This is a genomic window from Arthrobacter rhamnosi (genome assembly GCF_054510975.1).
Genome location: NZ_JBTNDN010000004.1, coordinates 142518 through 154430, shown reverse-complemented (window position 1 = coordinate 154430; position 11913 = coordinate 142518). Strand labels below are relative to the sequence as shown.

Sequence of the window (11913 nt, the reverse complement as noted above, 5' to 3'; positions counted from 1 at the left end):
GATGGTTGATCTCGATACCAAGTCCGAACGCCAGCGGCCGGCGGATGGGCCCGACCGATTGAGTTTCACCGACGCCATGCGCGTGCTCCGCCAGGCGCAGAAGCCAGGTCACGGGGTTCCCGCATACATGAGGTGGATCAATCGACCTCTTGCACGGCCGCTGGCGGCCGCAGGATATGTCCTTCACATGACTCCGAATATGATCACCGCTGCGAGCGCCATGAGTTCTCTGGCGGGTCTCGTCATCCTTGCAGCAGTAGAACCAGGGCCGGGAGTAGGCATAGCGGTCGCCGTGATGCTGGCCTTTGGGTTCGCGCTTGACTCTGCTGACGGTCAGCTTGCTCGCCTCACTCATACAGGTGGGCCCGCCGGCGAATGGCTGGATCACGTCGTGGATGCGATCCGTACTCCGGCCGTCCACCTGGCCGTGCTTTTGGTGCTTCTGGGCCGGTTCGGCTGGACGCCCTTCCTCGTCGTACCGACCATCTTCTGCCTCAGTGCTGTCGGACACTTCATGTCGCAGATCCTGGCTGAGCAACTCCGGCTCCAACACGGCGGACCCGCGGTCGGATCGATACCGGCATCGCCGCGACGATCCCTGATCCTGCTCCCCGTAGATGCGGGAACACTGTGCTGGGTCTTCGTACTGTGGGGATTTCCTCCGCTCTTCGCGGCGGCCTATGCATTCCTGGCCTTGGCTCAACTTGCCTTCACAGGGGTGTCGATGCGTCGCAAATATGCAGGTCTGGCTGTCTTGAGAACTCAGAAAGGTGAGACCCGATGACTATTGGTTATGTTCCGGGCGGCTTCGACATGTTTCATGTCGGTCATCTCAACATCCTGAAGACGGCACGTACGCGATGCGACGTCCTGATGGTCGGAGTCGCATCGGACGAGTCCCTCTTCTCGATGAAGGGGCGTATGCCGGTCATTCCGCAGAGCGAACGTATGGCTATCGTGGAGGGCATTCGCTTCGTCGACGTCGTCGTACTCGACGTATCGATCGATAAGCGGATCGCTTGGGCGGCGACCCCTTTTGATGTCCTGTTCAAAGGGGATGATTGGCTGGGAACGGCCAAAGGTGCGAAACTCGAGCGCGAAATGGCCGAGGTGGGGGTTTCAGTGCAGTACTTCCCCTACACGGCGCATACGTCATCGACCATGTTGCGGCGTTTCATTGAAGGTATCGGAGAGGTCGCATGACTCAGGACGATTTCCACCTTCCAAAAGTCTCCTGTGTCATAGCGACCTGCGGGAGACCCGAGCTTCTTCGTAAAGCGATTCTTGCAGCAGCGAACCAGTCGTATGTCGGAGAGCTGGAGATAGTCGTCGTTTTCGATCGGATCCCCCGGAAGGACCTCGAGGACATCCGCTCTGCCGTTGATCGAGCCGGGCGAACGCTTCACTCGGTTGCCAACCAGCGCACCCCAGGTCTTGCCGGAGCCCGGAACACGGGCATCCTCACGGCGACAGGCGAACTCATCGCTTTCTGCGATGACGATGATGCGTGGGCCGGGACCAAGATCGCATTGCAGGTGAAGGACTGGTCACGCTTTCCGGACGCTGTGGCACACGCAACGGGAATCTCGATCGAGACCGGCGGAGGTGTAACCGTCCGCAGGGCACCCAGTGAGACGACATTCGCAGATTTCCTGAGATCCCGCGTGACCGCTATTCACCCGTCTTCCATCATGTTTCGCCGCAGGGATCTCACCGGCCGAATCGGTCTCGTCGATGAAGACCTTCCCGAGGCGTATGGGGAGGACTATGAATTGCTGCTCCGTGCCGCGAGGTTCGGACCGGTCCGAGCCCTACCTGAACCCCTCACGATCGTCGGGTGGAGTGGAAGTTCAGAATTTTCGGGTAAGTGGGAAAAGATCGCTGCAGGTCTCACCTACATACTCCGGAAGTACCCCGAGTTCGCGGACAGCCCCCACGGAACGGCTCGTATTGCCGGGCAGGTGGCATTCGCGCACGCTGCCATGGGGCGGCGCTCCGAGGCGTGGGTATGGGCGCGGAGCGCGCTCAGCCGGGACAAGGTGCAGCCGAGGGCCTACGCTTCACTCATGATCGCCAGCGGACTCGTCTCAGCCACCAGACTCCTGAAAGCAGTCCAGGCGGTTGGTCACGGGCTGTGACGGCTCGTTCTCCCGTCACGAGTACCTCGCAGAAGGTCTCCGGGACAGAATTCATAAACTCACAGCAGGCTCTTCCGGCATGGCCGCTTCTGGTTCTTCTCTGGGGCTTTCCGCTCTGGTGGGCAGCCGGTGCAGCTCCTTTCCTTCCCATCACGATCGCCGTCGTGATGGTTGCGCTCCTGCTTCAGCGTGGAGCGGTTCGGATCGCGCCCGGTCTGCTTCCGTGGATCGCTCTGGTCGCGTGGATCGCGGTCACAGCCGTCAGCCTCGATGGTGGCAAAGCCCTCGTGGGTTTCGGCCAGCGCTGGGGCAACCTCATGGCGGTGGGCGTTTTCATGATCTATTACCTCAATGCCCGGGAGCGGCTCCATCCGAGACACGTGATCAGCGCTTTGACCGCCGTGTACCTCTTCGTGGTCGTCATGGGGTTTGCCGCGACGGTGTTCCCCTCGTTCCGACTGACGACTCCGATCGGCTTGGTGCTGCCCGGCGCTCTCACGTCGAACTCCCTGGTATACGACCTGGTCTTCCCCCGCCTCGCCGAGATCCAACAGCCCTGGGGAGCGCCGGAACCCTTCAATCGCCCGTCTGCGCCGTTCCCTTATGCGAACAGCTGGGGCGTCGCCTTCGTGGTCCTTCTGCCCGTCGTCGTGGCCCAGATCGCCCTTCTCAGAAGGACGTGGGCGAAGGTTCTCCTTGGATGCGTGGTGGTCGCATCGTTCTACCCTGCCCTTGAGACGAGTAACCGAGGGCTTTTCATCGGCATCGCCGTCTCCGTTCTGTACGTCGCGTTGCGGCTCGCCCTTCTGCGACGGTTCGCGCCACTCCTGGCCGTCATCGGGATCGCTGCCCTGGGAATCAGCATGCTGATCGGGAGCGGAGCCGTTGCGGAGATACTGGAGCGGCAGGAGTACAGCGATAGCACGGGCGGCCGCGCGTCGATCTACGCTGCGACAATCGAAGCAGTCCTCAAGTCGCCACTGATCGGGTACGGAGCCCCACGCCTGGATGAGAGTATCGGGGTCTCCCTCGGCACTCAGGGCTACGTGTGGATGCTTGCATTCTCGTACGGGTTGATCGGCCTCGCCCTTTTCTGCCTATTTCTGTGGGGCGCTATCGCGCGGACGTCCCCCGTGTCGACCATTGCTGGGCTGTGTCTGCACAGCACACTGGTCGCTGCCGCCGTGATCATGATTTTCTACAGCTTCGACGTCATGCAGATGACAACCATTGCGCTCGCCGCCGCAGTGCTCCTACGTGATCGGTACGAGGACGGACGAACGCTGTGAATGAAGTGCAGCCAGGCAGTGGCCGGCGAGCTCTGCCCGCTATCCTCGCATTCATCGGCATAGGTTTTGGCGCGGTGGCCGCTCTGGCGACAACCATGATCATCGGCCGATCGGCGGGAGCCTTCGCGATCGGCGGATATTTCCAGTTCGTGGCGATATTCTCCGTGGCCGCCACCATCTGTACCTTCGGTGCTGACACAGGTCTGGTCCGGTTCCTTGCGGCACGCCGCGCCTTGGGTCAGGGGGCAGAATTCCGGCCCCTGATCAGACACGCAATTGTTCCTGTCTTCTGCGCGACCAGCCTGGTGGTTCTGATCGGTATCGCCACAACGGTATTTCTTCAGGAGATGGACAGGACTCCGAGCGTGCCTGAGTACGCACTGGCGTCGGCCCCGTTCCTGGTCCTGGCGACCTTGATGTCCACCATGTTCGGCGCCCTGCGTGGTCTCGGCAGGGTTGTGCACTTCACGCTGCTGCAAAGCGTGATCCTGCCGCTGCTGCGTCTCGTGGGAATCCTGACGGTCATCTACCTGGGATTCTCCGTCGACGGCCTTGTCGCGGCCTGGTTGGCCCCAATCGTAGTGACGGTCCTGATCACCTTCATTCTTCTTCGAAGAGCACTGCAGGACGGCGACTCCTTCACATCGGGCGTCGGCACCTCCAATGGAAGGAGTTTTTCTCTCCGCGACGGACGAAGTTTCTGGCGCTTCTCGTCTGCTCGAGGGGTATCCTCAGGGCTCGAGATCCTGCTGGAGTGGATCGACGTACTTGCAGTAGCGCTCATGCTCGGTCAATCAGCCGCCGGCGTCTACGCGGTCGTGACCCGATGCATACGCGTAGGACAGATAGTGGATCACGCCGTGCGGACTGTCTCCAGCCCGAACATCAGCGCCTCCCTGGCCACGGGCCAGATCGAGCAGGTGAAGGAGATCTTCATCGTCTCCGGCAAGGTCCTGATTCTGTTGGCGTGGCCCATCTACTTGACTCTGCTTATCAAGGCGCCCGAGGTACTTCTGGTCTTCGGATCGGAGTTCGACGAAGGAGCGACGGCCCTGCGCGTCCTGGCTGTCGCAATGCTGATAGCCGTGACGGCCGGCGGCGTGCAGAGCATGCTCCTGATGGGCGGACGAAGTCACTGGCAAGCGATGAACAAGGGAGTGGCGCTGGTCATAGCGGCTATCCTGCTTCTGCTGCTGGTACCAGTGCTGGGCATAGCAGGCGCTGCCATGGCTTGGGCAACGGCTGTTCTCGTCGACTGTGCGCTGGCCTCGTATCAGGTGGCCAAGAAGATGGGTATCCGGCTTCCGCTGAGGCAACTGGCGCTGCCTGTGTTCATCGTGACAGCGTTCTTCGCTGCACCCCTTTGCATCGGAAACGTGTTCTCGAATCAGGAGCCGCTCAGCTTCTTCGCGCAGATGCTCGTCGCCGCACTCCTCACCTCCGGAGCTGTTTTCGTGCTGCGCGACAAGCTGGGCCTCACCATAAGCCTCGCGTCCCGAGGGGACGAACGGGTGGCCGTCGGAGGCTGAGCCGTCCTAAGCGCGCATCATCCGGATAATCTGCCTACTCAGGAGTTGCTGCTTTTCGCTTCACGATCTCCAGGGCGCGCTGAAGAGAGAGGATCCCCGCACGACGGGACACCACGTGATCGACAGTCTTCCTGAGTGCTGCAGCGGCAGCAGGAGCTTGTGACTCGCGAGAGGGCTTCTTGACGGAGTGCGGGTGCGTCAACGCTGCGTGTAATGAAGCTGTGAGCTCCTCCTCGGACTCGACGAGTATCACCTCACCTTCCTGATGGAGCTGGCGGCAGAAGGCCACCTGATGATCATCGACGACTTCCTGGAAGGCGGCCCGACGTGGGACAGCGACGGGAAGCTGTCCCACGCTCCGAGCATCGAAGATCGAACCGGGCCCGCCCTGCACCACGACGACTTTTGCGGCGGCGTAGAGGGCCACCATCTGCTCTCTCGACAGAAGTTCGACGCCTTCAGCCACGATCGGCGCAGAACTGCTCCCGTACTGCACGAGGCATGAAGGAGGATCGGGCTGGTCCTGCAACCAGCCGTCCACCCACTCGACGAGGCGATCGAAGCGGTGATGATCGGTTCCGAGTGATACGACGATGTCGAAGTCTGGTCTGGATGTCACAGAGTTGGTCCGATCACTGTGGATTGTGAGTACAGCCGTTGTTGCGCCGGCCATTGGACGCAGAAGGCATCCGCCAGGGGATAGCAGAGACGCCCGCTCAAGGTCGTCTGCTCGATCCTATCGATGACCTCTATATAGACGGTCCTTATTCGAAGGAGCCGAGCAACGAGAAAGAACGGCACGCTCACCCCGGCGCCCGTGGAAATGACGACGTCGGGACGAACGCGCATGAGCGTCGGGAGGGCGAGGGCGAGATTCCTCAGCGCATTCGGGATGTTTCGGGTTGTGGGATGGTAGGCCCAGGTCACGTCTTCACCGACAAGTGCAGTTTCGGCGTCGCGCTTTCGGAACGTGACCCAGTGGAGCTTCTCTCCGGAGAACTCATGCCGAAGAGAGAGAAGCTGAGCAAGATGCCCTCCTGTGGACGCGACAAAGAGAATCTTCACGATCAGCCCTCCTGTAACGACGCGACGGACCGGTTGGTTCGTCGTCGAGCCCTCGATGCGGGCGCTTCGGAGCCGGTCTGCGAGGTCTGCCCCACGAAGAGGAGAAGTGGTGCAGTGTGTGTCGCCTGCACATCACTCAACAGTCGATCGAAGGCAGCAGTTCGGGTCGTGCTCGATGCCACGATAAGAACGCTTGCCGCGCCTTCGACGACAGATGCCCTTCCCGGCTCGTCGTGGACCGTGGAAGCGTCGAGGAGGAGCAGGTCCGGAACATGGCCCGCCGATACAGCTTCCCGTGGGGGTTTGAGCGGCGTCTGGAGTAGATCGTCGACGGTGATCGTCTCTGCGATCAGGCCGGCCCGGCGGAATTCGTCCTTCAGAGTCTCGACGAGGGGCTCCGCAGACGTCTGACGCGTATCGAGGAATACCACGCGGAGGGGTTTGGCGGCGTCCTGGCCTCGGGAGCGCTCGGACACAGCGCGGATCGCCCATCGTGCGGCTACTCTGTCGCGTTCGTCCTGGAACTCGATGACGCGTGCACCCGTTCTCTCGCGCAGTTTCGAGACGCTGCGGAGGAGGGGATCGAATCGATCCCGGAGGAACGCGCATGTCGTGCCGACGAGTAATCCCACAGCTGTACCGATGATCACCCAGACGGCGATGCCGGGAGATGACGGCGTTTCCGGAACCGCAGCCTCCCCGATGATGCGTCCGGGATTTGCACCGACCAGCGAGAGGCTTGACCGTTGGTCCTGCAGCGCTGAAAGCTCCGCGCGGTCTGCAGCGTTCAGCTTGTCCGACTGCGTCAGAGCGGCGATCCTTCGATCAAGATCATCGATGAAGCCCAATGCCACCTCGGCAGCTCCCTGGGCCCGAAACTCGAGGTAGGCATCGGCCAGCGCGTTGGCGAAGGCTGCTGCATCATCGGGCGAATCGGCGGTGACCGTCACCTCGAGAACCTGGGAGCCGGACGGCGCTGCTACCTCCGACCCGGCGAGCAGTTGCGTAGGACTGACATCACGATCCAGTTTGTCTGCCGCAATGCGCGCCACCTCGCGGGAATTCAGAATCGCCCGCTCGGTCGTGATATTGATCTGCTGATTCACTGCGCCCGCGTTGAAGGGATTCGTGGTGATAGGAGATACCGTCAGTGTCGCGGACGCTGTGTACTGGTCTCTCTGCACGAGGGAGTATGCCGCTCCAAGGACTGCTCCGACGAGGGTGATAGCCAGGATCAAGCGCCATCGCTTCACTATTCGGTCGAATACTTCGCTCAGCCGTACGGTTTGCCCGCGCTCGATTTCCGGCACTCCTGGTTCCCCATTCTTCGTAGCTGCCATATGTCGTGACAGCTGAGACCACCCACAGACCCGAGCATATCCGTATTGCCGTTATCGGGTCAGTTTCCAGGCCCGTACGTAGTCAATCTTGAGGGTCGCCGGCATTTTGGTGTCCGCATAATCCGCCCCGATGGGGAAACCGTGCCACGAAGATCCGATCTGGAGATTGAGTCTCATCTCCAGGGGGGTGCTGAAGGTGGGGCCCCAAAGCCAGGGGTACTGAACCTTTGTCATCGTCACGACGTGCTTCCCGTCGAAGTAGCCGCGGAGTTCTGTCGGCGTATATTCGATCGCCCAGGTGTGGAAGGCGAGCGAGGAATGCTGCGTCGCTCCGGATAATACTTCCCAGTTGAATGCGGCGCGCCGTCCGGTTCCCAATGTCGATTCGTGGACGGTCAGCATCGAGGTGCCGGGGCGTGCATCGAGGAGCGACGGGTCGCCCCAGGCCTCCATGACGTCGATCTCTCCCACCGTGTTGTTTCTCAACCAGAAGGCGGGCCAGATGCCGCGTGACTGGCCAGGGGTGGTCGGGATCTGCGCCCTGATCTCCCAGCGGCCGTAATTCTGCTCGAATTTGTTGTTCGTATCGAGGTACCCGGTGGTGAAGTCGCGACCGGCAACGGTCTCGCGTTTCGCCGTGATGTTCAGGAAGCCGCCCGAGACAGTGACATTACGCGCCAGGATGCGAGCACGATCGTAGGAGAGCGATTCTCCGTCCCTGACGTTCCACTGGGACGTTCCGCCGTTGAATTCGTCGCGCCAGGTAGGCTCCCCCCATCCCGGAACGAAGCCGTTGCCGAGGGCTGGTGCTGGGACTGGTGCTGGGGCCGGGGTTGCCTCAACGACGGCTCGCTTCACCGATTGAACGAGCAGATTGTCGTACTGGACCGTCGTCGGCGAACTGTGGACTGATAGATACGAATCCAGACCTGCGGCGCCGGCAGCGGCGAGTCGAAGGGCGCCCCCATCGGTTTCACGTCTTTGCCACGCCGGGCTCGTCTGACCCACGGGCCATGCCTTGGCCTTCAGCTGCACCGGGTCAGTGGACGTCACTTCGAACTGGAACCGGACAGCGCTGCCGGCCTTGATCCTCTGATCGAGAATGGCGGTCTCACCGAGGGCGACCTTCTGCTTCGTACTCGCGTCATATCTGGCAACATCGATCGAGGCTCGCCCATCGGGCCTTACCTGCAGCGAAGCCTGGTAGGAGGAACCGCCCGAGGCCCGAAGGTGCAGCGTCGTGAAAACTCCGTTTCCTGACGTCGGGAGAGCAGGGAACGAGAGATCAGTGGTGGCTCGAGAGTCCTGGGCTGGCTCTATCGGGGCCCTGACGCTCAGAACCCGTCCCGGCTCATCGAGGCGGACCGAGCCGACCCCATCGCTCACCCTCAGCGCGTTCTGGTTCGATGACGTGTAGAGGTGTCCTGATGAGGAGACCCCCCACCCTTTCGCTACACTCCGCGACATGCTGTCGCTCAGGCGAGTGGAATCGGGAACGTACGATGCCGACGCGGCCTGAGCCGATGCGGCCGGCAAGCCCACGAGGAAGAGGGAGAGCACCATGAAGGCAGCAGTCCTTTTCGGTCGAGGCGACGTTGGAGTACTGGACCGCGATCGGAATGGAAGCATGGAGATCTCCAGGATCTATCAGCGTGCTGGGTGCTCGGGCTTGAATGCACCGCTCCCGAGACTCCCGTCGTCCCACGACCGGATGGAGCAAAGCGCCAGAGGTAGGCCGAGTGTAACAACTAAGTGGGCCGGCCCCGACTTCCATGAAGCGCGCCTCCTCCAGTGCGATGGACCAACGCCTGTACCGGGCTCGGGAAGGAAAGGAACGGAGGACCCCGATCGCCGGCGCGGTCGGGGTCCTCCTCTTTCTTAGGTAGCACTGGGATGCCGGACCCGGGCCGGAGTGGGACGATTAGATCAGAGAACCCTTGCGTAATTGCCGCAGGGGATACCCGATCCGAGGAGCTTGAAGTGCCCGTGGTTGAAACGCCCGTCACCCTCACCCCTGCTTCCGCGGGACTGACCGATGCCGAGGTGCACCGCATCCGCAACGACTTCCCGATCCTCGGTACCGAGGTCAACGGCAAGCCGCTTATCTACCTCGATTCCGGTGCCACGTCCCAGAACCCCCTGAGCGTGATGGAGGCGGAGCAGGAGTTCTACGAGCAGCGCAACGCCGCCGTCCACCGCGGAGCCCATTCACTCGCCGTCGACGCCACCGAGGCCTACGAGGACGCCCGCACCGCCGTCGCCCGCTTCATCGGTGCCCGCACCAATGAACTGGTCTGGACGTCGAACGCGACCGAGGGGATCAACCTGGTGGCCTACGCCATGTCCAACGCGGCGCTGGGACGCGGGGGAGAGGCCGCCCGGCGCTTCGCCGTCGGACCCGGCGACAACATCGTGGTCACCGAGATGGAGCACCACGCCAACCTCATCCCCTGGCAGGAACTCGCGGCCCGCACCGGCGCCGAACTCCGCTTCCTCCCGGTCGGTGATGACGGCTCGCTGCGGCTGGAGGACGCCGACGCGGTCATCACGCCGTCGACGCGGCTCGTGGCGTTCTCCCACGCCTCCAACGTGCTCGGCACCATCAATCCCGTCCGGGAACTCGTGCAGCTCGCCTCCGCCGTCGGTGCCCTCACGCTGCTCGACGCGTGCCAGTCCGTGCCGCACCTCCCGGTCGACGTGAAGGACCTCGGCGTCGACTTCCTCGTCTTCTCCGGCCACAAGATGCTCGGCCCCACCGGCATCGGAGCGCTCTACGGCCGCGCCGAACTGCTCAACGCCATGCCGCCCTTCCTGACCGGCGGCTCCATGATCACCACCGTGACCATGGAGGGGGCAGAGTACCTCCCATCGCCGAACCGCTTCGAGGCCGGGACCCAGCGCATCTCGCAGGCCATCGCCCTCGGCGCCGCGGCGAACTACCTGTCCGAGACCGGCATGCAGCACATCGAGGCGTGGGAGTCGAAGCTCGGCGCGAGGCTCGTCGAGGGCCTCGGCGCCATCGAGGGCATCCGTGTCCTCGGGCCAGCAGCGGGTCTGCCCCGCATCGGACTCGCCGCGTTCGACGTCGACGGCGTCCACGCGCACGACGTGGGGCAGTTCCTCGACGACCAGGGCATCGCCGTGCGGGTGGGCCACCACTGCGCCCAGCCGCTGCACCGCCGCTTCGGCCTCACCGCCACCACCCGCGCCAGCACGTACCTCTACAACACGACGGACGAAGTGGACGCGTTCCTGGACGCCGTCGCACAGGTCCGTCCCTTCTTTGGAGCACAACGATGAGCACGGGTCTCGAACAGCTGTACCAGCAGATCATCCTCGACCACGCGAAGGCGCGGCACGGCTCGCCCATCAGGGAGTACGACGGCGCGGGCCGGAGCGGTGAATCGCACCAGCTCAACCCCGTGTGCGGTGACGAGATCACCCTCCGGGCCGGCGTCTCCGACGGGACCGTGGAGTCCGTCACCTGGGACGGTGCGGGCTGCGCGATCTCCATGGCGTCGGCCTCCGTCCTCACCGACCTGGTGCAGGGGCTGCCCCGGGACGAGGTGATCACCCTCGTGGACGCGTTCCGCGAGGTGATGCGTTCCCGCGGCAGGATCGAGGCGGACGAGGAAGTGCTCGGGGACGCCGCAGCGTTCTCGGGGGTCTCGCGGTTCCCGGCGCGGGTCAAGTGCGCCATGCTGGCGTGGGTCGCCCTCGAGGAATCGCTGCTGGCCGCCAACGGCTAGCCCTGACCGGGCAGGACGCCGGCGGCCGCGGCCGGTCAGGATCAGGAGGAATGCCCGGCAGCCTCCTCCAGCGCCTGGCACAGGTCCACCACGTCCCTCGTGGTGTTCTTCAGGATCTCCACCGACTCCGGTTCCATCGCGCCCTCTTCCTCGGAGAGGCGGATCTCCAGCGTCAGGGTTCCACGCTCGAAGATGAAGAGCTCCGGGAGACCTTCGGCAGCAAGCGCCGCGGCGTCCGCTTCGCTACCCGTCGGGAAGACGATCGAGGGCCCTCTGAGTGACACCTCGACCGTCGAGCCGTCCGCCGAGATGCGTTCGCTTCCCCGTCCGGAAATGTCGAGTTCGTCGATGAAGGCTCCCTCCGGGAAGGCTGCATCCGGAGCAACGGTGAGATCCACGGTGGCACCGCCCCGGTATTTCACGATCGTCTCCCCGTCCTGCCTCACCCGGACCTTGTACTCGACGTCCTGGACGTCTCCGGCCGTCAGGGTGACGGTGGTGCCGCACGCCTGGAACTCGAAGGGGTCGTAGTACTCGTCGGGCACGGGAACGTACCCGCGTGTTTCCGCGGGCGGGCCGGGTGGAGGGGCCTCCTCCTCCGTGGCCGTGGCGGCAGACGCCGATCCGGCGACGAGGGACAGCGTGGCGAGAAGCGAAAAGCACAGCATGTTATGGGGGGTCATGTCAGGCTCCTGGACATGGCAGGAGTGCAACGTGGTGCGTCCTGCCCGGGGATGCGGTGGATGCCGTGAAGGCGACAGGTCCAGTGGACCGGCGCTGCGTGTCCGCCAGCCCGGGCACAT

At 63.2% G+C, this 11913-nt stretch carries 12 protein-coding genes; 7 read left to right on the top strand and 5 right to left on the bottom strand.

The features are described 5' to 3' along the window. Position 1 precedes the first annotated feature (1 nt). The 5 genes from ACX80J_RS11275 (at position 2) to ACX80J_RS11255 (ending at position 4956) form a co-directional block, all read left to right on the top strand. Positions 2-784, top strand: coding sequence for a CDP-alcohol phosphatidyltransferase family protein (locus ACX80J_RS11275; RefSeq protein WP_459347823.1), 783 nt, complete (start codon positions 2-4; stop codon positions 782-784). Then, entirely contained in the window at positions 781-1203 is a 423-nt protein-coding gene (locus ACX80J_RS11270; protein ID WP_459347822.1) for an adenylyltransferase/cytidyltransferase family protein, read from the top strand. The genes ACX80J_RS11275 and ACX80J_RS11270 overlap by 4 nt, the downstream gene beginning before the upstream one ends. After that, positions 1200-2138, top strand: a complete 939-nt coding sequence (locus ACX80J_RS11265; protein WP_459347821.1) for a glycosyltransferase family 2 protein — start codon at positions 1200-1202, stop codon at positions 2136-2138. The genes ACX80J_RS11270 and ACX80J_RS11265 overlap by 4 nt, the downstream gene beginning before the upstream one ends. Positions 2139-2305: 167 nt before the next feature. Beyond that, positions 2306-3427, top strand: coding sequence for an O-antigen ligase family protein (locus tag ACX80J_RS11260; RefSeq protein ID WP_459347918.1), 1122 nt, complete (start codon positions 2306-2308; stop codon positions 3425-3427). After that, complete coding sequence (locus tag ACX80J_RS11255) at positions 3424-4956, top strand: lipopolysaccharide biosynthesis protein (RefSeq protein WP_459347820.1); 1533 nt, start codon at positions 3424-3426, stop codon at positions 4954-4956. Before ACX80J_RS11260 ends, ACX80J_RS11255 begins: the two co-directional genes overlap by 4 nt. A 34-nt stretch (positions 4957-4990) precedes the next feature. Here the strand turns inward: ACX80J_RS11255 and ACX80J_RS11250 are convergent, their stop codons facing one another. The 4 genes from ACX80J_RS11250 to ACX80J_RS11235 are packed head-to-tail and all read right to left on the bottom strand — an operon-like array spanning position 4991 to position 8924. After that, positions 4991-5575 (bottom strand): glycosyltransferase, encoded by a 585-nt coding sequence (locus tag ACX80J_RS11250; RefSeq protein WP_459347819.1) that lies wholly within the window; start codon positions 5573-5575, stop codon positions 4991-4993. Beyond that, positions 5572-6021 (bottom strand): PssD/Cps14F family polysaccharide biosynthesis glycosyltransferase, encoded by a 450-nt coding sequence (pssD, locus tag ACX80J_RS11245; protein WP_459347818.1) that lies wholly within the window; start codon positions 6019-6021, stop codon positions 5572-5574. Before pssD ends, ACX80J_RS11250 begins: the two co-directional genes overlap by 4 nt. 2 nt (positions 6022-6023) lie before the next feature. Next, a complete protein-coding gene (locus ACX80J_RS11240; protein WP_459347817.1) occupies positions 6024-7361 on the bottom strand; it encodes a YveK family protein in 1338 nt (445 codons plus the stop codon). Positions 7362-7412: 51 nt separating this feature from the next. Then, the gene (locus tag ACX80J_RS11235; RefSeq protein ID WP_459347816.1) at positions 7413-8924 is read right to left on the bottom strand and encodes a glycoside hydrolase family 16 protein; all 1512 of its coding nucleotides are present in this window, start codon (positions 8922-8924) and stop codon (positions 7413-7415) included. Between the two features lie 417 nt (positions 8925-9341). On the opposite strand from ACX80J_RS11235, the gene ACX80J_RS11230 reads away from it, so the two are divergent. Together ACX80J_RS11230 and sufU are read left to right on the top strand one after the other, a co-directional pair. Beyond that, positions 9342-10661, top strand: a complete 1320-nt coding sequence (locus tag ACX80J_RS11230) for a cysteine desulfurase (RefSeq protein WP_459347815.1) — start codon at positions 9342-9344, stop codon at positions 10659-10661. Continuing rightward, entirely contained in the window at positions 10658-11110 is a 453-nt protein-coding gene (gene sufU, locus ACX80J_RS11225) for a Fe-S cluster assembly sulfur transfer protein SufU (RefSeq protein ID WP_459347814.1), read from the top strand. Before ACX80J_RS11230 ends, sufU begins: the two co-directional genes overlap by 4 nt. Before the next feature lie 41 nt (positions 11111-11151). Here sufU and ACX80J_RS11220 read toward each other — a convergent pair whose 3' ends face one another. Further along, on the bottom strand, positions 11152-11793 hold the full coding sequence (locus ACX80J_RS11220) for a hypothetical protein (protein WP_459347813.1): 642 nt from the start codon (positions 11791-11793) through the stop codon (positions 11152-11154). Positions 11794-11913: the final 120 nt, after the last annotated feature.

What these genes read in the sequence shown, in the direction of transcription:
- ACX80J_RS11275 (WP_459347823.1), top strand. Translation starts at nt 2, where the DNA reads ATGGTTGATCTCGATACCAAGTCCGAACGCCAGCGGCCGGCGGATGGG.
- ACX80J_RS11260 (WP_459347918.1), top strand. Translation starts at nt 2,306, where the DNA reads ATGGTTGCGCTCCTGCTTCAGCGTGGAGCGGTTCGGATCGCGCCCGGT.
- ACX80J_RS11265 (WP_459347821.1), top strand. Translation starts at nt 1,200, where the DNA reads ATGACTCAGGACGATTTCCACCTTCCAAAAGTCTCCTGTGTCATAGCG.
- ACX80J_RS11235 (WP_459347816.1), bottom strand. Translation starts at nt 8,924, where the DNA reads ATGGTGCTCTCCCTCTTCCTCGTGGGCTTGCCGGCCGCATCGGCTCAG.
- ACX80J_RS11240 (WP_459347817.1), bottom strand. Translation starts at nt 7,361, where the DNA reads ATGGCAGCTACGAAGAATGGGGAACCAGGAGTGCCGGAAATCGAGCGC.
- ACX80J_RS11270 (WP_459347822.1), top strand. Translation starts at nt 781, where the DNA reads ATGACTATTGGTTATGTTCCGGGCGGCTTCGACATGTTTCATGTCGGT.
- sufU (WP_459347814.1), top strand. Translation starts at nt 10,658, where the DNA reads ATGAGCACGGGTCTCGAACAGCTGTACCAGCAGATCATCCTCGACCAC.
- ACX80J_RS11220 (WP_459347813.1), bottom strand. Translation starts at nt 11,793, where the DNA reads ATGACCCCCCATAACATGCTGTGCTTTTCGCTTCTCGCCACGCTGTCC.